Origin of the sequence: Haloarcula sp. CBA1131 (genome assembly GCF_008728975.1) — an archaeon.
In the GTDB taxonomy this organism is placed as follows: Archaea; Halobacteriota; Halobacteria; order Halobacteriales; family Haloarculaceae; genus Haloarcula; species Haloarcula hispanica.
Window position 1 is genome coordinate 2,042,116 of the sequence record NZ_RPCY01000001.1, and the last position, 24,289, is coordinate 2,066,404.

25 protein-coding genes, 1 tRNA gene and 1 pseudogene are annotated in these 24,289 nt (G+C 64.0%); 18 read left to right on the top strand and 9 right to left on the bottom strand.

Annotated elements, in window-relative coordinates; all coding sequences use genetic code 11:
* The first annotated feature begins 66 nt into the window (after window positions 1-66).
* A complete protein-coding gene (locus Har1131_RS10395) occupies window positions 67-282 on the top strand; it encodes a ribbon-helix-helix domain-containing protein (protein WP_004517946.1) in 216 nt (71 codons plus the stop codon).
* Between the two features lie 71 nt (window positions 283-353).
* Window positions 354-635: a UPF0058 family protein gene (locus Har1131_RS10400; RefSeq protein WP_004517945.1), complete on the top strand. Its 282-nt coding sequence runs from the start codon at window positions 354-356 to the stop codon at window positions 633-635.
* A gap of 61 nt (window positions 636-696) precedes the next feature.
* On the opposite strand, the gene Har1131_RS10405 is transcribed toward Har1131_RS10400, so the two are convergent.
* Both Har1131_RS10405 and Har1131_RS10410 read right to left on the bottom strand, forming a co-directional pair.
* Window positions 697-1,215, bottom strand: coding sequence for an Lrp/AsnC family transcriptional regulator (locus tag Har1131_RS10405; RefSeq protein WP_151146339.1), 519 nt, complete (start codon window positions 1,213-1,215; stop codon window positions 697-699).
* Between the two features lie 149 nt (window positions 1,216-1,364).
* Window positions 1,365-2,222 (bottom strand): enoyl-CoA hydratase/isomerase family protein, encoded by an 858-nt coding sequence (locus tag Har1131_RS10410; protein ID WP_014040309.1) that lies wholly within the window; start codon window positions 2,220-2,222, stop codon window positions 1,365-1,367.
* 43 nt (window positions 2,223-2,265) lie between these two features.
* Between Har1131_RS10410 and Har1131_RS10415 the strand changes: the two genes are divergently transcribed.
* The 3 genes from Har1131_RS10415 to Har1131_RS10425 all read left to right on the top strand — a co-directional run bounded on the left by Har1131_RS10415 (window position 2,266) and on the right by Har1131_RS10425 (window position 6,013).
* Window positions 2,266-3,663 (top strand): deoxyribodipyrimidine photo-lyase, encoded by a 1,398-nt coding sequence (locus tag Har1131_RS10415; RefSeq protein WP_151146342.1) that lies wholly within the window; start codon window positions 2,266-2,268, stop codon window positions 3,661-3,663.
* Between the two features lie 182 nt (window positions 3,664-3,845).
* Window positions 3,846-4,457 carry a superoxide dismutase gene (gene sod, locus Har1131_RS10420; protein WP_008309249.1) on the top strand — a complete coding sequence of 204 codons (612 nt, stop codon included), beginning with the start codon at window positions 3,846-3,848 and terminating at the stop codon, window positions 4,455-4,457.
* A gap of 188 nt (window positions 4,458-4,645) precedes the next feature.
* Entirely contained in the window at window positions 4,646-6,013 is a 1,368-nt protein-coding gene (locus Har1131_RS10425; protein ID WP_014040307.1) for an ABC transporter substrate-binding protein, read from the top strand.
* Between the two features lie 24 nt (window positions 6,014-6,037).
* On the opposite strand, the gene Har1131_RS10430 is transcribed toward Har1131_RS10425, so the two are convergent.
* The 4 genes and pseudogenes from Har1131_RS10430 to Har1131_RS10445 form a co-directional block, all read right to left on the bottom strand.
* On the bottom strand, window positions 6,038-6,793 hold the full coding sequence (locus Har1131_RS10430; RefSeq protein WP_014040306.1) for an ABC transporter ATP-binding protein: 756 nt from the start codon (window positions 6,791-6,793) through the stop codon (window positions 6,038-6,040).
* On the bottom strand, window positions 6,790-7,620 hold the full coding sequence (locus Har1131_RS10435; RefSeq protein ID WP_064288027.1) for an ABC transporter ATP-binding protein: 831 nt from the start codon (window positions 7,618-7,620) through the stop codon (window positions 6,790-6,792). The genes Har1131_RS10430 and Har1131_RS10435 overlap by 4 nt, the downstream gene beginning before the upstream one ends.
* Window positions 7,613-8,896: a branched-chain amino acid ABC transporter permease gene (locus tag Har1131_RS10440; protein ID WP_151146345.1), complete on the bottom strand. Its 1,284-nt coding sequence runs from the start codon at window positions 8,894-8,896 to the stop codon at window positions 7,613-7,615. Before Har1131_RS10440 ends, Har1131_RS10435 begins: the two co-directional genes overlap by 8 nt.
* Window positions 8,893-10,007 (bottom strand): annotated as a pseudogene (locus tag Har1131_RS10445) (branched-chain amino acid ABC transporter permease). Before Har1131_RS10445 ends, Har1131_RS10440 begins: the two are co-directional and overlap by 4 nt.
* Before the next feature lie 319 nt (window positions 10,008-10,326).
* On the opposite strand from Har1131_RS10445, the gene Har1131_RS10450 reads away from it, so the two are divergent.
* The 6 genes from Har1131_RS10450 (at window position 10,327) to Har1131_RS10475 (ending at window position 15,311) form a co-directional block, all read left to right on the top strand.
* On the top strand, window positions 10,327-11,538 hold the full coding sequence (locus tag Har1131_RS10450) for a hypothetical protein (protein ID WP_151146348.1): 1,212 nt from the start codon (window positions 10,327-10,329) through the stop codon (window positions 11,536-11,538).
* A 140-nt stretch (window positions 11,539-11,678) separates the two neighbouring features.
* Window positions 11,679-11,753: transfer RNA gene (locus Har1131_RS10455), tRNA-Glu, on the top strand.
* 80 nt (window positions 11,754-11,833) lie between these two features.
* A complete protein-coding gene (locus Har1131_RS10460) occupies window positions 11,834-12,529 on the top strand; it encodes a molybdopterin-binding protein (protein ID WP_008309260.1) in 696 nt (231 codons plus the stop codon).
* A 196-nt stretch (window positions 12,530-12,725) separates the two neighbouring features.
* Window positions 12,726-13,796, top strand: a complete 1,071-nt coding sequence (locus Har1131_RS10465; protein WP_050038031.1) for an ATP-NAD kinase family protein — start codon at window positions 12,726-12,728, stop codon at window positions 13,794-13,796.
* 106 nt (window positions 13,797-13,902) lie between these two features.
* Complete coding sequence (locus tag Har1131_RS10470; protein WP_004592822.1) at window positions 13,903-14,937, top strand: phosphate uptake regulator PhoU; 1,035 nt, start codon at window positions 13,903-13,905, stop codon at window positions 14,935-14,937.
* Between the two features lie 143 nt (window positions 14,938-15,080).
* Window positions 15,081-15,311 carry a HalOD1 output domain-containing protein gene (locus Har1131_RS10475; protein WP_151146351.1) on the top strand — a complete coding sequence of 77 codons (231 nt, stop codon included), beginning with the start codon at window positions 15,081-15,083 and terminating at the stop codon, window positions 15,309-15,311.
* A gap of 24 nt (window positions 15,312-15,335) precedes the next feature.
* On the opposite strand, the gene Har1131_RS10480 is transcribed toward Har1131_RS10475, so the two are convergent.
* Window positions 15,336-16,523 carry an LEA type 2 family protein gene (locus tag Har1131_RS10480; RefSeq protein ID WP_050038029.1) on the bottom strand — a complete coding sequence of 396 codons (1,188 nt, stop codon included), beginning with the start codon at window positions 16,521-16,523 and terminating at the stop codon, window positions 15,336-15,338.
* 114 nt (window positions 16,524-16,637) lie between these two features.
* On the opposite strand from Har1131_RS10480, the gene Har1131_RS10485 reads away from it, so the two are divergent.
* The 5 genes from Har1131_RS10485 to Har1131_RS10505 all read left to right on the top strand — a co-directional run bounded on the left by Har1131_RS10485 (window position 16,638) and on the right by Har1131_RS10505 (window position 19,544).
* Window positions 16,638-16,841 carry a hypothetical protein gene (locus tag Har1131_RS10485; RefSeq protein WP_004961543.1) on the top strand — a complete coding sequence of 68 codons (204 nt, stop codon included), beginning with the start codon at window positions 16,638-16,640 and terminating at the stop codon, window positions 16,839-16,841.
* 63 nt (window positions 16,842-16,904) lie between these two features.
* Window positions 16,905-17,132 carry a hypothetical protein gene (locus Har1131_RS10490; RefSeq protein ID WP_004592831.1) on the top strand — a complete coding sequence of 76 codons (228 nt, stop codon included), beginning with the start codon at window positions 16,905-16,907 and terminating at the stop codon, window positions 17,130-17,132.
* A gap of 67 nt (window positions 17,133-17,199) precedes the next feature.
* Window positions 17,200-17,631, top strand: a complete 432-nt coding sequence (locus Har1131_RS10495; protein WP_008309269.1) for an SRPBCC family protein — start codon at window positions 17,200-17,202, stop codon at window positions 17,629-17,631.
* Complete coding sequence (locus tag Har1131_RS10500) at window positions 17,628-18,446, top strand: carbon-nitrogen family hydrolase (RefSeq protein ID WP_151146354.1); 819 nt, start codon at window positions 17,628-17,630, stop codon at window positions 18,444-18,446. The genes Har1131_RS10495 and Har1131_RS10500 overlap by 4 nt, the downstream gene beginning before the upstream one ends.
* A 78-nt stretch (window positions 18,447-18,524) precedes the next feature.
* Window positions 18,525-19,544 carry a DUF4349 domain-containing protein gene (locus Har1131_RS10505; protein WP_151146358.1) on the top strand — a complete coding sequence of 340 codons (1,020 nt, stop codon included), beginning with the start codon at window positions 18,525-18,527 and terminating at the stop codon, window positions 19,542-19,544.
* Between the two features lie 255 nt (window positions 19,545-19,799).
* Here Har1131_RS10505 and Har1131_RS10510 read toward each other — a convergent pair whose 3' ends face one another.
* Window positions 19,800-21,917: a CDC48 family AAA ATPase gene (locus tag Har1131_RS10510; protein ID WP_064288019.1), complete on the bottom strand. Its 2,118-nt coding sequence runs from the start codon at window positions 21,915-21,917 to the stop codon at window positions 19,800-19,802.
* An 85-nt stretch (window positions 21,918-22,002) separates the two neighbouring features.
* On the opposite strand from Har1131_RS10510, the gene Har1131_RS22530 reads away from it, so the two are divergent.
* Window positions 22,003-22,137 (top strand): hypothetical protein, encoded by a 135-nt coding sequence (locus Har1131_RS22530; protein ID WP_004517924.1) that lies wholly within the window; start codon window positions 22,003-22,005, stop codon window positions 22,135-22,137.
* A 41-nt stretch (window positions 22,138-22,178) separates the two neighbouring features.
* On the opposite strand, the gene Har1131_RS10515 is transcribed toward Har1131_RS22530, so the two are convergent.
* Entirely contained in the window at window positions 22,179-22,604 is a 426-nt protein-coding gene (locus Har1131_RS10515) for a DUF5796 family protein (protein WP_050038025.1), read from the bottom strand.
* A gap of 121 nt (window positions 22,605-22,725) precedes the next feature.
* On the opposite strand from Har1131_RS10515, the gene Har1131_RS10520 reads away from it, so the two are divergent.
* Window positions 22,726-24,270, top strand: coding sequence for an alkaline phosphatase family protein (locus tag Har1131_RS10520; protein WP_151146362.1), 1,545 nt, complete (start codon window positions 22,726-22,728; stop codon window positions 24,268-24,270).
* Window positions 24,271-24,289: the final 19 nt, after the last annotated feature.

Genomic DNA, 24,289 nt, shown 5'->3' on the forward strand with positions numbered 1-24,289 from the left:
TCTGCAATCTGCGAACACACCCCCGTCAGGTTTAAATAGGGCATAGTCGAAGCCCCCTATGTTGCGATGCCTAAGGTAGAGATCAATATCCCGGAACACCTGGAGATGCAGATCGCGCAGCTCGTCGAGAAAGGCGAGTTCCTCAACCGCGAGGAAGCCATCGAGGACCTCCTGTCGACCGGGCTCAAGGCGTACAAAACCTCCGGACCACAGGACGAAGACGAGGAGCCAGGGTTCGAAGAAGACGGCATGATGGGCCACGACGACGAGTACGTCTTCTGAAAATACGGGCGTGAGCGTCTGGTATCCCTTCTCAAGCAATTCTTATGGACGTGCCACCGCATACTGTAGCTATGCACAAAGACGAGCTTCTCGAGCTACACGAGCAGATGGTGACGATCATGGAGTACTTCCGCGACGACATGGACTCGGTCGATCCGGACCTGTTCGACGCGTATCAGGAACTCGACGTGCGGCCATCGGACGTACACAAGTCAAAAAGCGAGCACAAACACGCCGTGTTCGTGCTCGGGAACTCCCTGGCGACGGCGATGAGCGAAGACGAGTTCTCGGACGCGGGCCGGGTCAGCAAGCGAATGAAGGAACTGGCCGAGGACGCCGAGCGGAAACTGTAAGCACGACGCTATCGAGTCGCAGTCTCTCTCGTCTTTATTTCGGCTGTCTTCTCCCGCTTGGCTACGATTGCTCCCCGTCGAGTTCGGTGAACAGCTCCGGGTCCGTCTTGAATTTCAGGACGTTGTGGACGACTGAGTTCCGGATGTTCTGAATCACGTCGCCGTGGTCCTTGTAGAAGTCGTGTATCCAGCGGGATTCGGCCGTCCGACTCGGGAACATCATCACTGACTTCCACTGATATTCGCCGTCGGAGAGGAAGTAAAACAGCGTGTGTCGGTCGTTGCGGATGGCGACCATCGCGTCGTGCCAGGAGTCGGCGAAATGCTCGGGGTTGAACTTGAACTCGAACAGCGCGAAATTGAACAGTTCCTCGTTCGGGACGATTGTCTCCCGGAAGACGCCCGCGTCACGCATCTCCCGGATCGATTCGCTGACCGTCACATGGGACACGTCGATGCCGTACTCGGACTCCAGCAAGTCCGCAAGCTCGCGGGACGACCGCTGTGGGTCCGCCGAGAGTTCGCGCAGAATGTACATGTCCCGCTCGCTGAACTCCCAGTCCGGGGGGTCGTCGGTCATGCTACAGTCGCCCTCCACTTGTGGGTGAAAGAGCGGGTAGTCGTGGTTCCGGTCGATGCTCGGTCCGGTGTGAGATGGATCGTAGCTGGCATCTGTCTTTCCGGTGGTGGCCGGGTGGACCAGTCCTGACGCTGGTCACAGCAATCAGTTTACTGACCCGTGAACTCCGGGTCACGTTTCTCGACGAACGCGGTTGCGCCCTCCTCGTGGTCGTCGGTCGTGAAAGCGACGCCCTGTGCGGTGGCTTCGTTTTCGAGTGCCTGTTCCAGCGAACTGTCCAGACTCCGGTTGACCAGCCGCTTGGCGTGGCCGAGCGCGACCGTCGGTCCAGCGGCGATGTCCGTGACGAGTTCCGAAAACTCCGATTCGAACGTCTCCGCGTCGAACACCCGGGTAAACAGCCCGAGTTTTCCGGCCGCCTCGGCGTCCAGCAGTTCGCCGGTAAACAGCAGTTCCTTGGCCTTGTTCGGGCCGACGATTCGCGGAAGGAAATAGGAGACGCCGGAGTCACTCGCCAGTCCGACCTGGCGGAAGCCGAAGCCGATCTGGCCGGCAGTGCTCGCGACCTGTATATCACAGGCCAGCGCGAGACCGGCACCGGCACCGAAGGCGGGGCCGTCGATTTTTGCGACGACCGGGAGGGGGCAGCTGTGGACGGTCCGGATCGCTTCGTGGAGCGACGAGACCACCAGTTCGACTTGTGCGGCCGGTGGTCGGTCGTGCTTCACTCCCTGTAGCATTGCATTGATGTCCCCGCCGGCACAGAACGCCGGTCCCGCGCCCTCCAGTACGACACACCGGGCGTCGCTGTCGGTCACCGATTCGAACTGGGCAGTGAGTGCTTCGGCCAACTCCGCCGACAGAGCGTTTCGCGACTCCGGCTGGTTCAGCGTCACTGTGGCAATCCCGTCGTCGACAGACAGCGTCACTGTCGCATCTTCCATGTGGTGGCTCTCGACCGGCGGAAAGATAACAGTGGTGTCCGTCAGCGCCTGCCAGACCAACATCGTTGGGCAGTACCTTTTGCCCGGGCTAGTCCGTGTACTAGGTATGCGCCTGCACTGGCATCGCCGTGACCTCCGGGCGACGGACAACGCCGGCCTCGCCGCGGCGACCCCGTCCGACCCCGTTGTCCCGGTGTTCGTCTTCGACAGGGACGTTCTTGACCACGCCGGCCCGCCCCGGGTCGCGTTCATGCTGGACGCGCTCGACAGTTTGCGCGAGTGGTACCGCGACCGCGGCAGTGACCTCGTCGTTGCCAAGGGCGACCCCACATCCGTTTTGCCAGAACTGGCAGCCGAGTACGGCGCGGAAAAAGTCACCTGGGGCAAAGACTACTCCGGGCTCGCACGAGAGCGCGACGCCGCCGTCCGGCAGGCGCTGGACGACGCGGACGTTGCGCGCGAGGCGGTCCAGAACGCCGTGTTGCACGAACCGGGCGAGATTACGACGAACGACGGCGACCCCTACAGCGTCTTCACCTACTTCGGTCGGAAGTGGCACGACCGAGAGAAAGCGACTCCCTACGAACCCCCGCCAGCCGACGAACTGGCTGATGTCGACGGCGACGCGCTCCCGACACTGGCCGACCTCGGCTTCGATGAGCCAGAGGCGGACGTGCCTGCGGCGGGGACCGACGAAGCGCGGGCCCTGCTCAATGACTTTCTCGCGGAGAACGTCTACGAGTACGAGGAGCGCCGGGACTTCCCGGCCGACGAGTGCACCTCGCGGCTCTCGGCTCACCTGAAATTCGGGACCATCGGCATCCGCGAAGTGTACGACCGCACCGAGGACGCCAAAGAGGGGACTGGCGGTGACCGACGGGAGTCAGTCCGGGAGTTCCAGTCCCAGCTAGCCTGGCGGGAGTTCTACACGCAGGTGCTGTTCGCCCACCCGCACGTCGTCAGTTCGAACTACAAGTCCTACGAGAACCCAATCGAGTGGGAGAACGACGAGGAACTGTTGCAAGCCTGGAAGGACGGCGAGACGGGCTATCCCATCGTCGATGCCGGGATGCGACAGCTCCGGGAAGAGGCGTACATGCACAACCGCGTCCGGATGATCGTCGCCTCCTTCCTCACGAAGGACCTGCTCATCGACTGGCGGCACGGCTACGAGTGGTTCCGGGAGAAACTGGTCGACCACGACACGGCCAACGACAACGGCGGCTGGCAGTGGGCGGCCTCGACGGGGACCGACGCCCAGCCCTACTTCCGCATCTTCAATCCGATGACACAGGGCGAAGACTACGACCCGGACGCCGAGTACATCAAGGAGTACGTCCCGGAACTGCGGGATGCCGCGCCAGAAGTTATCCACGACTGGAACGACTGCTCGCTCACGCAGCGGCGCAATGCCGCGCCGGAGTATCCGGACCCGGTTGTCAAGCACAGCGACCGTCGCGAGCAGGCGCTGGCGATGTTCGAGCGGGCCAGGGGTGACGACTAGGATGGGAACATTCTGCTGTGCTGGACTCTTCTGAACACTTACACCAGCGCCGGAGCCGAGATGTGGCAGTGCAACAACGGACAGTTACGGTCCCGTCCCGCTGTCCTTGTAGAGTGATACCAAATGCCTCCTAAACGTTTAACAGGCAGCCGCGCGACACGTATTGATGGAGGCGTTTTCATATGCCCGAACATTCCAATCCCGAACTGCCACCGCTCCCGTACGACTACGACGCGCTGGAGCCACACATCTCCGAGCAGGTGCTCACCTGGCACCACGACACCCACCATCAGGGGTACGTAAACGGCCTCGAATCGGCCGAGGAGACACTCGCCGAGAACCGCGAATCCGGTGACTTCGGTTCGAGCGCGGCCGCGATGGGCAACGTCACCCACAACGGCTGTGGACACTATCTCCACACGCTGTTCTGGGAGAACATGGACCCCAACGGCGGCGGTGAGCCGGAAGGCGAGCTTCTCGACCGCATCGAGGAGGACTTCGGCTCCTACGAAGGCTGGAAGGGCGAGTTCGAAGCCGCCGCATCAGCCGCCGGCGGCTGGGCGCTGCTCGTGTACGACCCCGTTGCCAAGCAACTGCGCAACGTGCCGGTCGACAAACACGACCAGGGCGCGCTCTGGGGCTCCCATCCAATCCTCGCGCTCGACGTCTGGGAGCACTCCTACTACTACGACTACGGCCCCGCTCGCGGCGACTTCATCGACGCCTTCTTCGAGGTTGTCGACTGGGACAAGGCCGCTGAAGAGTACGACAAGGTCGTCGGCCGCGTCGAATAAGGGGCGACACTCGACGTTTTTTCGCGGATGTGCTGAGAGTCCGAGCGACGTCTGGGCCGATAGCGGTTTCTCCGGCGTTAATATCTAACGCCGACAACAAAAAATATCGGCGTGACTGGAGCAGACTACGGAACAGCAAGGTTACGGGAGGATATAGTTTTATAAGATGTGAATCAGTGGTAAGTGGTATGAGTCGCGATACCAATCGGCGAGCGTTCATGAAGCGCACTGGGGCGATAGGCACCGTGGGTCTGCTTGGTGGGTTGGCAGGCTGTTCAACCGAACAGACTGACGGTGGCGGCGGCGACGGCGGTGATGGTGGGATGACCGGTACCGGGACCGACTCGGGTGGCGACAGCGGCCCGGAATCGCCGGACGTGCTGATGGTCGTCGGCTATCCACAGAGCGGTGTGCAACTGTTCAAGGACTTCTACGCCGACTACGGCGACGACGCTGCTGACATCCTCGTCACCGACGGACTGCAGGACGGCGAGCTACCGAGTAACGTCGGCGACGATATGTCGAACGTCCGCGGCACGGCCCCGTCGGCGGCCGGTCCCGGAGTCGATACGTTCACGGAGCAGTTCACCTCCGAGTTCGACTACGACGAGGCCGGCGTGTTCACATCACAGGCCTACGATGCGACAGCGGTCCAGATTCTCGCCAACCTGCTGGCCGGGGAAAACGACGGACAGGCCGTCCGAGATCATATGCGTGTCGTCGCCAATCCGGGCGGCGACACGTACGGCCCCTCCGAACTGCCAGCGGCCGTCGAAGCGGCCGCCGCGGGCGAGAACATTCAGTACGAGGGGGCTTCGAGCGCGGTCGACTTCGACGAAAACGGGGACATGGCCTCGGCGCAGTACCAAGTCTTCGGCTTTCAGGACGGTGGGGGCGTCGATACGCTCAACACCGTCGACTTCGACGCGGGCGACGACATCCCGCAGCCGGAACCGAACGGCTCCGGGAGCGACCCCGGACGAACGGTCCGGTTCGGTGTGCTGATGCCCGAGACCGGCGATCTCGGGCCGCTCGGCAGGCCGATCCGCGACGGGGCGATCCTCCCGGCCCTGCAACTCGAAGGCGAGGTCGACTTCGAGTTCGATTACCAGGTCGGTGACACCCAGACCCAGGCACAGGCGGGCATCGACGCGGCCAACTCCCTCGTCAGCGATGGATATCCGTCGATTACCGGAGCGGCCAGCTCCGAAACGTCGATACAGGTCGCCAGAAATGTGCTCGTCGACAGTGGTGTCGTCGGCTGTTCGCCAGCGTCCACGTCGCCGACGATTACCGACCTCGAAGACAACGACTACATGTTCCGCACCCCGCCCAGCGACGCGCTGCAGGGACAGGTTCTGGCGCAAGTCGGTGTGGACGAGCTCGGTGCCGCAACCGCATCGACGCTGTACGTGAACAACAGCTACGGCCAGGCACTGCAGGAGGCGTTCGCCGGCGCGTTCGAAGCAGAAGGCGGGACCATCGTCAACCAGGTCGGCTTCGAGCAACAGCAGTCCTCCTACACGTCCGAAATCAACAGCGCGATGAACCAGTAACGGGGCCGCAACCGCTGTCCCGTTTTATCCGCCGAGGAAGTCCTGTCGCACCTGCTCGTCGTTGAGGAGAACCGTCCCCTCGTCCTCGTAGCGGTTCTGTCCCTGGACGAGCACGTAGCCGCGGTCACACCGCCGGAGCGCCTCCTTGGCGTTTTGCTCGACCATCAGAATCGCCGTCCCGTCGTCGTTAATGCGGTCGATACGGTCGAACATATCGTCGACGAGGTCCGGGGCCAGCCCGGCGGAAGGCTCGTCGAGCAACAGCAGGTCAGGGTCGAGCATCAGCGCCCGCCCCATGGCGAGCATCTGCTGTTGGCCGCCCGACAGTGTCCCAGCCGACTGGTCGGACCGCTCCCGAAGAATGGGGAACCGCTCGTACACGTCCTCGATGCGGTCTTCTGGGACTTCATCGAGGATGTACGCGCCCATTTCGAGGTTCTCGCGCACGCTCAGCGAGCCGAACACGTTGCCGGTCTGGGGGACGTAGCTGATTCCCTCGTAAATGATTTCGTCGGGATTGCGCCGGCTGATGTCGGTCCCGTCGAAGATGACGTCCCCGCCCATGTACGTCGTCAGGCCGAAGACGGATTTCATCACCGTCGACTTGCCGGCTCCGTTCGGGCCGACAATGACGACGTACTCGCCGTCCGCAACGTCCATGTGGACGTCGCTGAGGACCTGCAGGTCGCCGTAGCCTGCATCGAGGTTCCGGATGGCGAGGAGTCGCTCGGCTGGGTCAGGGAGCGTGACAGCCTCGGACTCCGTCGCGCGCTGGCTCATACGTCACCTCCCAGATACGCCTCCAGTACCCGCTCGTCCGACGTGATAGTCTCGGCGTCCCCTTCGGCGAGGACGCTCCCCTGGTGCATGACGATGATGTGTTCGCAGTTGTTCATGATGACGTCCATGTCGTGTTCGACGAGCAGGAAGGTCAGCCCCTGCTCCCGGCGGAGTTCGTGAATCCGTTCCAGCAGTTTCTCCTCCAGCGTCGGGTTGACGCCGGCCAGCGGCTCGTCCAGCAGAATCATCTCGGGGTCGGTCATCAGGACCCGCGCCATCTCCAGCAGTTTCCGCTGACCACCGGAGAGATTGCCGGCGTTCTCGTGGGCGAGGTGGTCGATCTCGAAGAACTCCAGCGTCTCCCACGCGCGGTCCCGGACGGCCTCCTCGCTTCTGATGACATCGCCGCGCAGTCCCGGCGTCACCGACCGGACGACTGATTCCCCGACCTGTCCGCCCGGTGCGAGCATCACGTTCTCCAGGACCGTCATCTCGGACAGTTCACGGGCGATCTGGAACGTCCGGACCAGTCCCTGGTTTGCGAGTGTGTACGGCGGGAGCCCGGTAATGTTCTGGCCGTCGAAGGTGACCCGGCCACCAGTTGGCTCGTGAATGCCGGTGATACAATTGAACGTCGTCGACTTGCCAGCCCCGTTCGGGCCGATGAGGCCGGTGAGCGACCCCTCTGCCACGGAGAACGTCGCCCCGTCGACCGCGACGACGCCGCCGAACTCCTTGCGGAGGCCGTCGACTACGAGCAGGGGAGAGTCGATAGTGTCGCTCGTGACGGCCGTTTCCCGTTGCTCTGCGACGTCGGGCTCACTCATCGGCCTCACCTCCGGACCCGGACTGCGGTCTGTCCAGACTCACGCTCGTTGCGGGTTCGTTCCGGTGGCCGAGCAGCCCGTCTGGCTGGTTCTGGATGATGTATATCAGGACGACGCCGATGAGCACGAACCGGAGCGTGCTGACGTTGCTAATGGTGTATGCGAGGAGGGGGAGCGGGTCAAGTGACGCGAACCCGGCGACCGCGTCGACGATGTTGCCGGGTGCGCGAGTGCCGCCCAGCGAGACGTTCTCCCCCAGCCGCGCCGGCAGATAGAACAGCAGTCCGGAGAACGTCGCCGCCCCGACGATACTGCCGGTGTTGGACCCGGAGCCGCCGATGATGAGGGCCGCGAACACGTAGAACGTGATCGTCGGTCTGAACTGCTGGGGGCTGACGTAGCCCGCCTGTCCGCGGAACAGGACGCCGGCCAGCCCCATCAGCGCGCAGCCGATCATGAACGTCTTGATTTTGAACTGGCGGGTATCCTTGCCGAGTGACTGAGTCACGGTTTCGTCCTCGCGGATCGCCTTCAGCACGCGACCGAACGGCGAGTTCGTGATGCGGGCGAGCACCCAGTAGCTCCCGGCCACGACTAGCAGGAGGAGTATTCCGTACGTGAGATTCGCCAGGTTCGGCCCGGAGACGCCGACGCCCTCCGCGGCGGTTACGATCGGCTGCCCGACGCCGTTGATGAGCGTCGCCGCCACGTCGTTCGCGGACTTGAACGAGATGCCGGTCGCGCCGCCGGTGCCGACCGGCACCCCGAACAGTGAGAACTCGGAGAGGCCGCTCCAGTTGACGACAAGTCGGATTATCTCCGAGAACGCGACTGTCACGATAGCGAGGTAGTCCGCTTTCAGTCTGAGCGCCGGGAGCGCCGCAAGACCGCCGACGATAGCGGCCATAACCATACCGCCGATGAGGCCGACCCACAGCGGGAGGCCGAGCCCAGGGACCGCCCCGGCGGCCGGGTCAGTTGGCGCAGTGAGAATCGCCGTGGTGTACGCGCCGACGGCCATGAACCCCGCAATGCCGATGTTGAACAGGCCAGTGTACCCCCACTGGAGATTCAGTGCCAGCGCGAGGATTGCGTAGCCGCCGATGAGTACGGTCACGCTGCCGATGAAGCCGGCGGCGAGGTTCGCCCAGTTCGCCCCGCCGACAGCGATTGCCAGCACGAGCATAACGGCCCAGATACTGGCGATGAAGCCGACGACCAGCCCCACGTCCGGGAGCGCGTCCAGACGGTCTCGAACAGTGTCAACAGTACTCATGCTGTCGACACCCCCCCGAAGATGCCGGACGGGCGCAACAACAGGACGACGATGAGCACCAGAAACGCGGAGGCCCGCGTCAGCCCGGACGGCAGCCAGATCAGGGCCAGGCTATCGACCAGCCCGATGAGGATCCCACCGGCCATCGCCCCGTATATCGAGCCGATACCGCCGACGATGACAGCGGCGAAGATGAGCAGGAGCAGAATCCAGCCGAAGTTGAACGATATCGTGCCGCTTTCCAGCACGAGCAGGTAGCCACCGATGCCCGCCAGACCGCCACCGAGAATCCAGGTGAGCCGGATCACGCGCTCGGTCGGAATCCCGGTCACGCGTGCGAGGTCCTCGTTGTCGGCCATCGCCCGCATCGCTTTGCCGAGCTTCGTCCGCTGTAGCAGCAGGTGGACGCCGAGCATCAACAGGAGCGACACCACCAGCAGGGTGATTTCGTTGTCGGTGACCGAGATCATCGAGAACACCGTCACTCGGAGCCCGCCGCTTGCGACCCCGCTGGTCTGCGTGCCAAAGACGAACGCGATGAGGTATCGCAATGCGAGTGCGACACCGATTGACGCGATCAGCAAGGAGATGTTGTCCGTATCGCGCATGGGGCGATAGGTGAGTCGGTCGATGAGTAACACGATACCGATTGACCCGACCCCGGCGACGACGAGACCGAGAAGCACCGGAGCGAACGTCGAAACGGTGCTCAACTGCCGTCCAGAGTTGAGCATGAACAGTTCTGCGATCGGGGCACCGGTCCCGAGACCGGCGGTGATGTACGCGGCGACCCACCCCAGGAACGCCCCCACCGTCACTGTGTCCCCGTGTGCGAAGTTGGCGAAGTCGAGGATGCTGTACGTCATCGACAGGCCGATTCCGGCGAGGCCGACCGCCAGTCCGACGAGCAGTCCGTCCACCACCATCGAGAGCAACGAGCCCACGGTGAGGGACCCCCCAGTAACCTGGTCCCGAGGAAGAACACGGTTGTCCCAGCGAGCTTTGCAACTAAATCCAGCAAGAGGAAGCCACTTACGGCGGCCACCACCGCTGCCCCCGGCCGGTCACCCATCACCACGCGGCCGTCTCTTGCGAACTCAGCAATTCCCATAGGTTACCGTTCGTTGGACCCTCCTGTGTAAATAACCCACCGGAAATTCGTGCGAAATAACCGTGTAGAAGCCAGGACACCGCTGTCAAAACAGGAATCGCCCCCTCCCATGGTCGCGTGTCGAGCGAGAGATTAGTGATACCACGGTACAACCTGGCGAATAGCGCCACTTCGAACCCAGCGCGGATCATGAATTCGAGCGCCCGCAGAGCGCGCGCCACCAGTTTCGGTCACCACCGCTTCGAGTCGTACCCGTACCGAGAAATCACCGGACACCGGCCGGATACTGGCTGAGAACGGTGCTATTCACAGCGCTTTTATGCGGTCCATCGATGATATACGACAGATGGTACGCCTGGTCGTCGCCAGTCTCGTGCTGGTTCTCCTGCTGGGGAGCGGTGCCGCGCCGCTGGCGATGTCACAGCCGGCCGACGAGAGCGTCGGCGTCCAGACGCCCGACAGGTTCGACCGGACGACGTTCCAGGTCACGCTGTATCAGAACGGGTCAGCCGAGTGGGCAATCGTCCACAGGACCCCGCTCGAAAACGACACCGAGCAACAGCAGTTCGAGGAGTTCGCCGCGGAGTTCGAGCGATCGGAGCAGCCGCTGTACCAGAATTTCGTCGAGCAGTCGACGCTGCTGACACAGTACGGGACGAACGTGACTGGCCGGAACATGAGTGCGACCAACTACGACCGGTCGGCATCGGTCGACCCGCTCCAGAACACCGGCACGGTTCGGATGTCGTTCCGCTGGCATAACTTCGCTGTCGTCGAGGGCGACTCCATCGTGGTCAGCGACGTGTTCGACGGCGGGTTCTACATCGGGTCGAGCCAGTCGTTCGTCTTCGAGCGCGGCCCCGAACTGGCATTCGTCAATGTCAAGCCGGAACCTGACTCACAGAGTACCCCGGACTCGCTCAAAAACAGCGAGAGCGTTACGTGGAACGGCGAGCAGTCGTTCAACGACCGCCGGCCCTACGTGGAACTGCAACCGCGCGAAACCGGGCAGAGCGCTGGTACTGAGCAGCGCACCACGGCTGGCGGTGATACACCTTCCGAGGCCGCCGGTGGGCCGTCGTGGATGCTCCCGGCCGCCATCGTCGGTCTCATTGTCGTTGCTGGCGGTGTGGCCGCGTGGCGGTCCGGCGCACTGGGACAGGTCCTGGGAACCGACGACGACGAACCGCCCGCTGCGTCACCGTCGGCCGCTACGGACACGGAGCAGTCGTCGACGGCTCCGCCGGGCGATGCGGCGGCCACCGACACACCAGACGAACCGGCCGTCCCCGACGAGGAACTGCTCACCGACAGCGACCGCGTCCGCAAACTGCTTGAGGAAAACGGCGGCCGAATGAAGCAGGTCGACATCGTCGACAGTACCGACTGGTCGAAGTCGAAGGTCAGCATGCTCCTCTCGGACATGGAGGACGACGGCGACATCTCGAAGCTCAGAGTCGGCCGCGAGAACATCATCAGCCTCGCCGGTCAGGAGCCCGACGCCGCTGGCTCACCGTTCGACGACGAGTGAGACCGCCGGCTGTACGTCTGTACAGAACTCTCCCACTGTGAATACCGTGCCATAGTTACAGCCAACAGTATGAGGAACCAACACAGGGCGGGGCCGAAACGCAATGATTATACGTATCTCCTCGCTACGAATTTGTGTACGCTCCGTTGGTGTAGTCCGGCCAATCATATCACCCTCTCACGGTGATGACTAGGGTTCAAATCCCTGACGGAGCATTTCTCTCCGATTCGACGGATACACAGTCACCACGTTCTGTGACCGACAGTATTTGTGTCTCCCAGTCCAACCGGGCGGTATGCGCGTCGCGGTAGTCACCGTCGGAGACGAACTGCTCAGTGGCGAGACGGTCAACACGAACGCCGCGTGGCTGGGACAACAGCTCGCGCAGCGTGGCGTCACTGTCGGCCGGACGACGGTCGTCCCCGACGAGATATCGGATATCGCCCGCGTGGTCAACGAGTACCATGCGGAGTTCGACGCCGTCATCGTCACCGGCGGCCTTGGACCGACACACGACGACAAAACCATCGAGGCCGTCGCCGCGGCGTTCGGCCGGGACGTCGTCGAGAGCGAGGACGCCATCGCGTGGCTGGAGGAACACGGCGGCTACACGCGCGAGGATCTGACCGACGGAACCGGCGAGGTGCCGGAGGGGTCCCGCGTGCTGCCCAACCACGAGGGCGTCGCGCCCGGCTGTGTCGTCGAGAGCTGTTACGTCTTACCGGGCGTGCCGGCCGAGATGAAGCGGATGTTCGAGGAGATTGCGGGTGAGTTCGCCGGCGAGCAGCGGTACGTTCGCACCGTCGACGCCGATGAGCCCGAGAGCGCGCTGCTGGATCGACTGGCGGAGGTACAGGAGCAGTTCCCGGTCAAGGTCGGAAGCTATCCCGGCGACCACGTAACCGTCCGGTTCGAGGGAACAGAGGAGGAGCTAGTCGAGGACGCGGCCGCGTGGTTCGGCGAACGCGTCGAGTCACCGACGGCGGAGTGACTACCGGTAGAGGTGGTTCAGCCAGAGAAACGTCAGGAGCAGGCCACCGAGCGTGATGACCGCGCCGGACGCGTTGATGATCCCTGTCTGAACGCCGCTCTGGAGTAGGACTGACATAGCTGTGCGTTCTTCGTGGGGTGGCTTGAAAGGCACGCTCCCGGGCCCCTTTTGCCGCGGGGTCGCCAAGAGGAAGCGAATGCGACGAATCGGTGTCGTGGTCAACCCCATCGCCGGGATGGGCGGCCGCGTCGGCCTCAAGGGCACTGACGGGAAAGTCGCGGAGGCGCGCCGCCGCGGCGCGGAGCAACGCGCACCGGATCGCGCACGGACTGCGCTGGAGTCACTCGCCGATGTGGGGACGGACGTGAAACTGCTTACCTACGGCGACCCGATGGGGGAGGGTATCGCTCGTGTGGCGGGGTTCGACCCGACGGTGGTCGGCTCCCCGGCGACTCCCGACGAGACGACCAACGAGGACACCCGAGCTGCGGTCCGGGCGTTCGCCGAGGCGGATGTGGACGCGATCCTGTTCGTCGGCGGCGACGGCACAGCCGTCGACGTGGCGACGACCCTCGACGACCTGGACGCCGACATCCCGATTCTGGGCGTCCCGGCGGGCGTCAAGGTGTACTCCTCCGTGTTCGGCGTGTCGCCGCGCGCGGCCGGGCGCATTGTGGCCCGCTTCTCCGAGACGGAGCGTGCGGAGGTCAACGATATCGACGAGGACGCCTTCAGAGGCGGGGAAGTGGTCACTGAACTCCGGGCTGTCGCGACGGTCCCCGTTGCCGACCAGCGCCAGTCGGCCAAGCAGTTGGGCGGCGGCAGCGTCGAGTCACTCGCCGAGAGCGTCGCCGACGCCGTCGAGGGGGGCGTCACGTACGTCCTTGGTCCGGGGAGCACTGTCGGCGCTATCAAGGAACACCTGGGATTCGACGGGACGACGCTCGGCGTGGACGTGTGGCGCGACGGAGAGGTGCTTGCCCGTGACGCCGCCGAGTCAGACATTCTCGACGCCCTCGGCGACCGAAACGTCATCGTGGTTTCGCCCATCGGTGGGCAGGGGTTCGTGTTCGGCCGGGGGAATCAGCAACTGTCACCGGCGGTCATCAGGCAGTGTGACCTCGAAGTCGTCGCCTCGCGGCGGAAACTGGACGGTATCGGGACGCTCCGGGTCGACACCGGTGACTCGGACCTCGACGAGGAACTGCGCGGCTGGCTGCGGGTCCGTATCGGCCGTCACGAGCGTCGACTCGTCGAAGTCGTCTAATCTGTATGGGCCTCCCCAGCCGAGAGACGTAAGCCATGATATATCGGCTCCGGTATTTTATCATGTATAGTCAAGATTAAGGTATCTCACGCCCCACAAAGGACATATGGAAACTCGGAAAGTCCAGCGATTGGGGCCGTCGACGCTCGCGATGACGTTGCCGGCGGAGTGGGCCAGTGCGCACGACGTCGAAAAGGGCGACGAGGTGTCGCTACGGATGGGCGGCAAAGGCACGCTGACAGTCATGCCCGAGTCCGTCCAGACCGAGGAATCAGAGGCTATCATCCACGCAGAGAACCTCGATGCCGCGTCTGTCGAGCGGGCCATCGTCGCCCAGTACGTGCTCGGACGGCGCGTCATCCACGTCGAAGCCCCGGAAGGCGAGACGCTGGAATCCTCTCACATTAACGCCGTCTACAACGCCGAAACCCAACTGATGGGCCTCGGCGTCATCGAGGAGACGCCGGACAGAATCGCGATTCGCTGCTCCGTCGACCCGGAGGACTTCACGCTCAACAACCTCCTCGAACGGCTGGAATCCACCGGCTCGACGATGCGAAACGAGGCGGTGAAATCCCTCGCCCACGGCAACCCCGACCTCGCTCAGCGGGCGCTCAACCGCGAGCGACAGGCCAACAAGATATTCGTCCTCCTGCTACGGCTCATCTTCACGGCCTACCAGAACCCCAACCTCGCGCGGGCTATCGGCCTCAACGACGGCTTCCCGCTCATCGGCTACCGTTCGATTGCGAAGAACCTCGAACTGACGGCGGACAACGCCGAGGACATCGCCGAGATCGCGCTAGAGACCGACGATCACTCGCTCAACGTCGACAGCTCGACGATGCGTCGCATCCGCGAGTTCACCGACCAGGTCAACGACATCACCGAACTTGCGGTCCAGGCAGCTGTCGACCGCAACTACGACACCGCGATTCAGGTCCGAGAGCTGTACAAGGACATCGGCGACAAGGAACACGAAATCCTCGACGACCTGCCGGAGATGGACAACGAGGCGCTACTGGAAGTGCGCGAAGTGCTCGTCAGCCTCCAGCAGACGGCCGAGTTCGCGGTCCGGAGCGCCGAGATTGCGACGAACCTCGCGCTCAACGAGGAGTCCGAGCACACGACCATCGAGTGAGGCGGCTCCCGCTGCCCGCAGTTGCGGTTCGCAGCGACAGTCCTGTTTTCCGACTCTACCACGTAATTTGGCAGTTTCACTACCACGATCGGTTGCTGTGAAAAACACCTGCACCTTTCATCGGACATCGTGAACGGTCCAGTATGAAGCGGCCTGTCGACCCATCGACACCCATTCATATCGCCGTCAAAGAGACCATCGCGGCACTTGAGGACTGCCACCCTACACAACTTGGGAGCCTTGAGATGGTCGTTGACGGTGAACGACTGGACGCGGTGCTGGACGCCCCGCCAGAGGAGTTGCCGATGTTGTTCCAGTACTGTGGCTACACGGTATCAGTCGATGACACGGGGACGCTCTGTGTCGAGAACTGAGGGATAGTAAACTGGCAGTGCTGGCTACCCGAGCAGGCCGCCGTCGTCGGTTTCGGTCTCAGTCGCTGTCTCCGTCGGCGTCGCGGTTTCCGATTCTGTCTCCGTCTCGGTTGGCGTTGCGGTTTCCGTCTCAGACTCGTCGCCACCCAGTAGCCCGTCATCCGTCTCGGTCTCCGTCGGTGTCGGCGTCGGGGTTTCAGTTTCCTCGTCGCCGTCCGGTGACTCGTCGGCCGACCCGTTGTCGGGCTCAGCGCTCGTTCCGTTGCCGGTCGGGTACTGCGCTTTGTTGCCGAAGATATCCGTCTGGATCTCCTGTTGGTAATCGATAGCGTCCAGATCGACCCGGAACTGCTCCCCGCCGCCCTCCAGCACGAGGTAGAAATCGATGTAGAGGTCCGTCCGCTGGTTTCGCTGGAGGTGGGTCACCCACCAGCGGTCGAGGTTCCCGTTCTGGATAGCGGTGTTCGCTTCGAGTGTCGTCTCCTGGCCGGGGCTGAGGACGTAGCCACGGTCAGTCTCGCCCTCGCCGACGGTCACGTCGTTCATCCGGATGGTGTAACCGACTTTGGTGATCGTGTAGGGGTACGGCTTGGGGTTGTACACGTCGAACGCGAGGTTCAGCGGCGTCTCGGACTGGGTGAGGTTCTCCTGGTCCCACGCGCCGCGGGTCTCGTTGATGTAGATGACGGGGTCCGAGACAAGCGGCTGGTCCGCCTCGACGGGGCGCGTCTCGGTGGAGTTGAACTGGCTGAGGAGGTCCGTCTCGATGGTCCGCTCCTGGCTGAACGACACTGACCGGCCCCCGAGCGTTGAGGAGGTGACGGTAGCGTCGATACCGACCGTCGTCGTCTCGCCGTTGTCGATGTGGGTGACCCACCACGGCGGGATACGGTCGTTTTGCATCTCGGTGCTGAACGCGAGCGTCGAGTTGCCGGTCCCGAGGCCGATGCCCTGCCTGTCGCCCTGTGCCATCTCCACGCCGTTCATCGAGATGGTGTAATTGAGTCCGACACCGCCCAGCTGGACACCGACTGGGTTGGGGTTGGTCACGGTCAGGTTCGTCGCCACAGCGGTCGTCTGGTTCGAGACGTCCGCGAAGTGGTTGTCCACGGACGCGACGCTGGGTGTGCCCAGAACGCCGAGCGCGACGCTGCCCCCTGCGACAGCGGCGACCGCGACGACCAGTACACCAACTATTTTCAACCATCCCATAGTTGTACACCCATCTTCGACGGGCCGGTATATGTCCTGTGGCCCCAGCCCGAATGAACTAAGTGGGCAACACCGAAAGCGTCGTACATGAGTTCCAAGGCGTCCAAAAGCGACATGGGGACGGGCCTGGCCCTGCTGTTCGGACTCGTCTCGGTCGGCGCGGCCGTAGTCACAGCAACCAACAGCTACAACTACGCGATTCTGCACGCACAGGAGCTTGAGACCGGCAATCTGCTCGTGACGTCCGGCGGCGCGTTCGGGCTCGCAATGCTGGCCGCGGCTGTGGCTATCGTGGCGATTCACGCCTACGACGCCTGATACTGGTATCAGCCGCAAGACTGTGAAGGGAACCGTTAAAAACGCAGAGACCGTATCTCTTGTATGGCCGATTACAGCGAGGAAGACCGACGCATTCTCGAATATCTCCGGGACAGCGTCTCGCGTGGAGAGAGCTACTTCCGCGCGAAGAACATCGCTGAGCAGCTCGGCCTCTCCTCGAAGCAAGTGGGAGCGCGGCTGCCACGCTTAGCTGAAGAGGCCGACGAAGTCGAAATCGAGAAGTGGGGCCGAGCGCGGTCGACGACGTGGCGCGTCACACCGACGGGATAGCCGCTGCCGGGTTTTACGCACTGTGACAATCGGTGGATTCATCGGCCAGTAGTCCCGAGTACCTTCCATGACTGTCCGGGCCGAGCGAACGATGACTGTGCCGGCCACACCGGAGCGTGTCTGGGAATTCATCACCGACCCGGATAAACGGGCCCGGCCGATCAGCGTCGTCACAGACTGGGAAGTCATCGACGACACACACGCGAACTGGTCGATAGAACTCCCGATTCCAGTGGTCAGCCAGACGATGACGGTGAAAACCGAGGACGTCGAACAGCGCCGCCCGGAGTACGCCCGCTTCATCGGTCGCTCGAAAGTGATGACCGTCCAGGGCGAACACGAACTCGAAGAGACGGCCGACGGCGGCACGAAACTGACCAACCGGTTCATCGTCGACGGCAAGCTCCCGGGCGTCGAGCGGTTCTTCAAGCGGAACCTCGACGACGAGATGCAGAACCTCGAACAGGCGCTGCGGGACGACCTCGAAGTCGAAGCATGAGACTCACGCTTGCCCAGATAGACGTGTCGTCGGACGCGGTGGCAGAGAACGTCGGCCGCGCAACCACCGCCATCAAGGACGCGGCCGCGGACGGCGCGGACCTCGTCGTGCTCCCGGAACTGTTCAACGTCGGCTACTTCGCGTTCGACCGCTACGCCCGCGAAGCAGAGGGGCTGGAGGGCGAGACACTCACCCGAATCCGCGGCGTCGCCGCGGACAACGACGTGGCGGTGCTCGCCGGAAGTATCGTCGAGGACCTCGAAGCCAGCGCCGACAGCGGCTTCGACACGCCGGCTCCGGAGGGGATGGCGAACACCGCCGTGTTCTTCGACCGCGATGGGGAGCGACAGGCGGTGTACCGCAAACATCACCTGTTCGGCTACGACTCGGCGGAGTCCCAACTGCTCGAAGCCGGCCGGAGGATTCCGACCGTCGACTTCGAGGGGTTCACCGTCGGCATTACCACCTGCTACGACCTCCGGTTCCCGGAGCTGTATCGCCATCTCGTCGACGAGGGGGTGACGCTGACGCTCGTCCCGAGCGCGTGGCCCTATCCCCGCGTCGAGCACTGGAAGCTATTCGGCCGCGCCCGCGCCGTCGAAAACCAGCTGTACGTCGCCGCAGCGAACGGTGTCGGCCAGTTCGAGGACGCGGAACTGCTGGGTTGGTCGACGGTGTACGACCCGTGGGGAACGACGCTCGCCAGCGCCGACGACCACCCGGCGCTGGTGACTGCCACCCTCGACCCTGCTCGCGTCGACCAGGTCCGCGAGGAGTTCCCGGCGCTCGCCGACCGCCGGACGGACTGGCCGTAACTGCAGTCGCTGTTTTACAAAAAGCGGTTTTTGAGCGTTCGCCGTCGTTATGCCGCTCTCAGGACGAGTACGACCCGTATGGCTTCGCGAATCAGGGTCCTCGCTGTCGTCGGTCTCCTCCTCCTTGCCGGTTGTACCGGTATGGGTGGGAGCGGCGATGCGGGCGAGGCACAGGGCGGCGGTGACGGCGCACAGATGTCCAGCGGCGACGGCGGGTCGAGCCAACCCGTCGAAGCGGACTCCGAGGCGAACGCCGCGGATAGCGGGAATATTCAGGCCGGCGACGCGGCGGCTGACCGGGCCATCATCCGCAACGGTCGGATGGTGGTCGAAGTGGAGAACTACTCCACGACAGCCGACGCAATCGCTGCTCGGGCGCGCACGTCCGGCGGGTACGTGAGCGACTCCAACCGCGAACTCCACCGCAGCGACGGCGAGGCGTGGTACACCGGGTACATCGTGGTCAGAGTGCCAAGCGAGGAGTACGAACCGACGCAGTCGATGGTGAGCGAGCAGGGGACGGTGCGCTCCGAGGAAACGACCACGAAAGACGTGACCGACAAACTGGTCGACCTCGAAGCGCGGCTAACCAACCTCCGGGAGCGCCGCGACCGACTGCGGACCTTCTACGAGCAGGCAAACAGCACGGCGGAACTGCTCCGCATCGAAGAGGAACTCTCGTCGGTCCAGAGCGACATCGAACGCCTCGAAGCACAGAAGCGCTCGCTCGAACAGCGGGTCGCCTACTCGACGCTGCGCGTCGAGATTCACGAGCCAGCGCCCGAGCCGTCGGCCCAGCAAGTGCCGTACCACGAGCGGTCGCTTGTCGCTGCGTTCCTCTCGTCAGTGACCGACGTGTACGTGTTCACTCGTGGGCTGCTCGTGACCGCTGCGAGTCTCGCGCCGTGGATCGTCGTCCTCGCCGTCCCAGTCGTCGGTGGTCGACGGCTCCTTCGCGGTCGGTCGGTCCCGCTGCTGGGCCGACGTGGCGCGTCGGAACCCGCCACAGAAGACAGTGCCGGTGGAGGCGAAAGCGACGCCCCACAGCAGGAATCCACTGAGGAATCGGACATGGAGTCGCCAGACAGGGACGCGTAGCCGGAACCGAACACCGGGCCTTTTTTGCGTGTGCACTCGCTACGAGTAGCTGCCGGCAAGGCGCTTTTCACGTCGATGCCGGCGCTAACGCCCGTCTCGCTGCTCGGCCACTCGGCGTCGCTCGTCCGCCAAGGCTGTCCGGACAGCCTTTTCACTCCTCTCCCGGAGTCGATCCTTTCGCCTCTCCTCGTCTTTCGGATACTATCGATCTAAAACGTCCACTCAGCAGCTACTGCGACGAAGATATCCTGCGAGCTACCGCGTCCGTTCCCGCTCCAGCGCTTCACCGAAGTGTTCTGGCGTGATCTCCACTTCGTCGGCGTTCTCGGTGGCCTCTTCCGGCCCGTAGGCGGACGCCACCTCACGGATGGCCAGCATCGACGCTTCGCGGACGACGGCCTCCAGTTCTGCACCCGAGAAGCCGTCGGTCTCCTCGGCGAGGTCCCTCATATCGGTGTCATCAGCGAGCGGCTTTCCGTCGGTGTGGACGGCGAGAATCTCCTCGCGGGCTTCACGGTCGGGGTTCGGGACCTCGACGTGCTGTTCGAGGCGACCCGGTCGCAGGAGCGCATCGTCGATCATGTCCCGGCGGTTAGTCGCAGCCAGTACGACCAGATTGGGGTTCTCCGTGATGCCGTCCAGTTCGGCGAGCAGTTGCGAGACGACGCGCTCGGTGACCTCGTTGCCCTGGCCGCGATGGCTGGCGATGGCGTCGATCTCGTCGAGGAAGATGATGCTCGGCGCGGTCTGGCGGGCGCGCTCGAACAGTTCCCGGACCGCCTCCTCGCTCTCGCCGACGTAGCGGTCCATGATTTCGGGGCCGGCGACGTGGATGAAGTTCACGTCGCTCTCGCCAGCGACGGCCCGAGCCAGCAGCGTCTTGCCTGTCCCCGGCGGGCCGTACAGCAGGATGCCGCTCGGCGGGTCGGTGTTGGTCGCGGTGAACAGCTCAGTGTACGACAGCGGCCACTCGATGGCCTCCGTCAGCGTCTGCTTGACCTCGGACAGCCCGCCCACGTCGTCGAAGGTCGCCGTCGGCGACTCGGCGACGTACTCCCGCATCGCGCTGGGGTCGACGGTGGCGAGCGCGGTCTCGAAGTCGTCCTGGTGGACGTCGCCGTCGTCGCGGTCGGCCCGGAGCGCGGCCATTGCGGCCTCGGTGGTCAGCGACGCGAGGTCCGCCCCGACGAAGCCGTGGGTCTGTGCGGCGATGCGGTCGAGGTCCACGTCGTCGTGCAGCGGCATATCCCGCGTGTGGACGTCCATAATCTCGCGGCGACCGTGCTCGCCGGGCACACCGATCTCGATTTCGCGGTCGAAGCGTCCGCCCCGGCGCAGCGCCGGGTCGATGGCGTCGACGCGGTTCGTCGCCCCGATGACGACGACCCGGCCCCGGTCTTCGAGGCCGTCCATCAGTGTGAGCAACTGGGCGACGACCCGGTTCTCCATGTCGGCGTCCTCGTCGCGGGAGCCGGCGATGGAGTCGATTTCGTCGACGAAGAGGATAGCCGGCGCGTTCGCTTCGGCTTTTTCGAAGGCCTCCCGGAGCCGCTCCTCGCTCTCGCCCTTGTACTTGGAGACGATTTCGGGGCCGGAGATAGTGTCGAAGTAGGCGTCGACCTCGTTTGCCACCGCTCGCGCGATGAGGGTCTTCCCCGTCCCGGGCGGGCCGTGCAGGAGGACGCCGCTGGGCGGGTCGATACCCAGACGGCGGAACTCCTCGGGCTCCGAGAGGGGCATCTCTATCATTTCACGGATACGATCCAGTTCCTCGTCGAGGCCGCCGATGTCCTCGTAGCTCACCCCCGATTCCGTCTCGGCGGTCGGTGTGTTCGCCGTTGTTGCCTCACCGGACGACGACTGGCCCGCATCGCTGCCACCGTCGAGGCCCGGCAGCACAGTCACTGCCGTCGTGCCGGTGACGCGAACCGGCCCCGAGGGAGAGGTCTTGCGAACGAGGAACGTGCCCAGCCCTTCGATGTGGGTCCGCTCGTCGGCCTGGATTATCTGGTCGACCAGCCGCTTCCTGACCAGGCTCTCGTAGTCCTCGCTGCCCGGTATCGGTTCGACCGACTGGACGGCGATCTCAGTGGCCTCGGAGACCGACCCGCTGGTCACTGTAACCGTGTCGCCGATGTTGACCCCGGCGTTCGCTCTGGTGTCTGAATCGATGCGGACGAAGGAGCCGTCGTCGTCCGCGGGCCAGACCTTCACGACGGTTCTGTCGTCGCCTTCGATGATGACGGGCGACCCGCTCAACACCCCGAGTTCGGTCCGTGCGGACTCCGGTAGTCGTGCGATACCGCGCCCGGCGTCGCGCTTGTTCGCACCCTCGACGGTGAGTTCGACACCGGCGTCAGTGGACCCGCTCATGCCGCCTTCTTGCAATCCGACTCCCTTGAGGGTTCCCGTTGTGTTGCGGGAAAATAATATACGGTCGGCCGTCGGAATTTCAGGTATGGTTGTCCAAACCGAGCGAGACGAGGTCACTTGGTACAAGTGCGAGACCTGTGGCCTGATGTTCGACGACCAGAGCGACGCGCGCCAGCACGAGGAGAACTGTGACGACGAAGACCCGTCCTACATCCAGTAGCGGCCCTCGCCCTCGCAGTCACGCCACCCGCACCACAGGCATCACGCCTCGACGATCTCGAAGCTCCGCTCGCCGAGTTCGTCCTCCTCGAAGACGAACACGCGGCCGTTCGTTACGTCGTAGTCCACGTCTACTTCCGTCCGCATCTGATTGTCTCGGACCGTAACACCCGGGAACAGTTCGTCCTCCTCGCCGTCGTCGAGGATGACCCGTCCGACGCCTGTCTCTTCGAGAATATCGTCGTGGGTCCGGAGGTCGTTGACGTACACGAGGATGCCCGACGTCTCCGTCTCGTCGGTAATCAGGACGTGTGTGTCTTTTCCCGGCGCAGTCTGGATACTCCCTTCGACCGCCGTTGGGACGCCGTGATAGAACGCCTGGCGGCCGTCGAGGTACTCCACGACGACGCCGTCCTCGGTCAACTCGACCGAGACGGTGTCCGGTGCGATGTCCGACCGGTTGCTCATACCGGCCCTTCCGGCGGCGCGCTCAAAAGTGACGCGTTGTCCGTTTCAGCCGACCGGTCGGTTCCCAACCCCTTGGACGGGGTGCGAAAGGGACTAGTGACTCGCCTGTCTCCGTCGCAACATGACGAAGACCCTCGTCGTCGGACTCGACGGAGCGAGCTGGGAACTGCTCGACCCGTGGATCGAGGCCGGCGAGCTCCCGAACCTGGCCGCGCTGCGGGACACCGGCACCTGGGCGGGGACGCAGAGCTGTCTGCCGCCGGTGACGTTCCCGAACTGGAAGTGCTACTCCTCGGGCAAAGACCCGGGCGGGTTCGGCGTCTTCTGGTTCGAGAACGTCGACCTCGCCGCGGGCGAGATCAACGTGATGAACGGCGGCGACTACGACACCGCTGAGCTGTGGGACTACCTCAACGACGAGGGGCAGTCGGCCGGCGTCGTCAACATGCCGACGATGTACCCGCCGCGGGACATCGACGACCTCGTGGTTGCCGGCGGCCCGGACGCCGTTGAAGGGGAGTACCGCTCGATCAGTTCCGGCTACACCTCGCCGCCGGAACTGGCCGACGAACTCGAATCACGGTTCGATTACAGCGTCCACCCGGACCCGCTGCTGTCCTCGAACGACGAGCGCGGCGCGGAGGTCGAGGCCATTCTGGACCTGCTAGAGAAGCGCTTTGAGGTCGCGACGACGCTACTGGACGAGCGGGACCTCGATTTCGTCCATGTGACGCTGTTCTATCTGAACGTCCTGCATCACTTCTTCTGGGACGACGAGCCCAGTCTGCGCGCGTGGCAACTGGTCGACGAGTGGGTCGGCCGGCTCGACGACCGCGAGGACCTGAACCTCGTCCTGATGTCCGACCACGGCTGTGACGCGACCCAGACGGAGTTCTACATCAACGAGTGGCTGGCCGAGAACGGCTACCAGGTCCGGGATACGAGCGTCGACGCCGTGCTCACTCGAATCGGGCTCGACCGCGAGAACCTGCTTGCGGTCGCAAAGCGGGCTGGACTGGTGGACACGCTCGCCCGCGTTGTCCCCGAATCCATCCAGCAGCTCGTCCCGCAGCGCGACGGCGTCAAACGGGACCGAAAGCTCGAAGCCATCGACCTGGAACAGACGAAGGTCGTCGCCAGCGGACAGGGACCGGTGTACATCAACCCCCGGTTCGACGTGGAGTCGGTCCGTGAGTCGCTCATGGCCGACCTCCGCGAGGTGGAAGACGAGCACGGCCCGCTGTTCACTGACGTGTACAAGGGCGAAGACGTGTACAACGGTCCCTACGTCGACGCCGGCCCGGAGGTCGTCGTCGACCAGCGCCCGGGCGTCCACGTCAACGACGGCATCGGCGGCGGGACTATCCAGAGCGGGCCGGACCGCTGGGCGGCCGAGAACACGCCCCACGGCATCTTCGCCGCGAGCGGGCCGGACTTCGAGCCGCAGGGCGAACTCGACAGAATCAGCATCCTCGACATCGCGCCGACGGTGCTGGCCGCCCACGGCTGTGCGGTGCCGACGGACATGCGTGGCGAAGTGCTCCCGGTGTTCCCCGAGGACCCTGCTGTCGGCGAACGCGACCCGCTCGGTATCGATGACGCCCTCGGAAGCGACGACGGCGACGCCGTCGAAGACCGGCTGAAACAACTGGGATACATGGAGTAGGTCCGTCTATGAGTTCGAC

Excerpts from the sequence above, each read along its gene's own strand:
- Har1131_RS10395 (WP_004517946.1), top strand. The coding sequence starts at position 67 with ATGCCTAAGGTAGAGATCAATATCCCGGAACACCTGGAGATGCAGATC.
- Har1131_RS10400 (WP_004517945.1), top strand. The coding sequence starts at position 354 with ATGCACAAAGACGAGCTTCTCGAGCTACACGAGCAGATGGTGACGATC.
- Har1131_RS10405 (WP_151146339.1), bottom strand. The coding sequence starts at position 1,215 with ATGACCGACGACCCCCCGGACTGGGAGTTCAGCGAGCGGGACATGTAC.
- Har1131_RS10410 (WP_014040309.1), bottom strand. The coding sequence starts at position 2,222 with ATGTTGGTCTGGCAGGCGCTGACGGACACCACTGTTATCTTTCCGCCG.
- Har1131_RS10415 (WP_151146342.1), top strand. The coding sequence starts at position 2,266 with ATGCGCCTGCACTGGCATCGCCGTGACCTCCGGGCGACGGACAACGCC.
- sod (WP_008309249.1), top strand. The coding sequence starts at position 3,846 with ATGCCCGAACATTCCAATCCCGAACTGCCACCGCTCCCGTACGACTAC.
- Har1131_RS10425 (WP_014040307.1), top strand. The coding sequence starts at position 4,646 with ATGAGTCGCGATACCAATCGGCGAGCGTTCATGAAGCGCACTGGGGCG.
- Har1131_RS10430 (WP_014040306.1), bottom strand. The coding sequence starts at position 6,793 with ATGAGCCAGCGCGCGACGGAGTCCGAGGCTGTCACGCTCCCTGACCCA.
- Har1131_RS10435 (WP_064288027.1), bottom strand. The coding sequence starts at position 7,620 with ATGAGTGAGCCCGACGTCGCAGAGCAACGGGAAACGGCCGTCACGAGC.
- Har1131_RS10440 (WP_151146345.1), bottom strand. The coding sequence starts at position 8,896 with ATGAGTACTGTTGACACTGTTCGAGACCGTCTGGACGCGCTCCCGGAC.
- Har1131_RS10450 (WP_151146348.1), top strand. The coding sequence starts at position 10,327 with ATGCGGTCCATCGATGATATACGACAGATGGTACGCCTGGTCGTCGCC.
- Har1131_RS10460 (WP_008309260.1), top strand. The coding sequence starts at position 11,834 with ATGCGCGTCGCGGTAGTCACCGTCGGAGACGAACTGCTCAGTGGCGAG.
- Har1131_RS10465 (WP_050038031.1), top strand. The coding sequence starts at position 12,726 with ATGCGACGAATCGGTGTCGTGGTCAACCCCATCGCCGGGATGGGCGGC.
- Har1131_RS10470 (WP_004592822.1), top strand. The coding sequence starts at position 13,903 with ATGGAAACTCGGAAAGTCCAGCGATTGGGGCCGTCGACGCTCGCGATG.
- Har1131_RS10475 (WP_151146351.1), top strand. The coding sequence starts at position 15,081 with ATGAAGCGGCCTGTCGACCCATCGACACCCATTCATATCGCCGTCAAA.
- Har1131_RS10480 (WP_050038029.1), bottom strand. The coding sequence starts at position 16,523 with ATGGGATGGTTGAAAATAGTTGGTGTACTGGTCGTCGCGGTCGCCGCT.
- Har1131_RS10485 (WP_004961543.1), top strand. The coding sequence starts at position 16,638 with ATGGGGACGGGCCTGGCCCTGCTGTTCGGACTCGTCTCGGTCGGCGCG.
- Har1131_RS10490 (WP_004592831.1), top strand. The coding sequence starts at position 16,905 with ATGGCCGATTACAGCGAGGAAGACCGACGCATTCTCGAATATCTCCGG.
- Har1131_RS10495 (WP_008309269.1), top strand. The coding sequence starts at position 17,200 with ATGACTGTCCGGGCCGAGCGAACGATGACTGTGCCGGCCACACCGGAG.
- Har1131_RS10500 (WP_151146354.1), top strand. The coding sequence starts at position 17,628 with ATGAGACTCACGCTTGCCCAGATAGACGTGTCGTCGGACGCGGTGGCA.
- Har1131_RS10505 (WP_151146358.1), top strand. The coding sequence starts at position 18,525 with ATGGCTTCGCGAATCAGGGTCCTCGCTGTCGTCGGTCTCCTCCTCCTT.
- Har1131_RS10510 (WP_064288019.1), bottom strand. The coding sequence starts at position 21,917 with ATGAGCGGGTCCACTGACGCCGGTGTCGAACTCACCGTCGAGGGTGCG.
- Har1131_RS22530 (WP_004517924.1), top strand. The coding sequence starts at position 22,003 with ATGGTTGTCCAAACCGAGCGAGACGAGGTCACTTGGTACAAGTGCGAG.
- Har1131_RS10515 (WP_050038025.1), bottom strand. The coding sequence starts at position 22,604 with ATGAGCAACCGGTCGGACATCGCACCGGACACCGTCTCGGTCGAGTTG.
- Har1131_RS10520 (WP_151146362.1), top strand. The coding sequence starts at position 22,726 with ATGACGAAGACCCTCGTCGTCGGACTCGACGGAGCGAGCTGGGAACTG.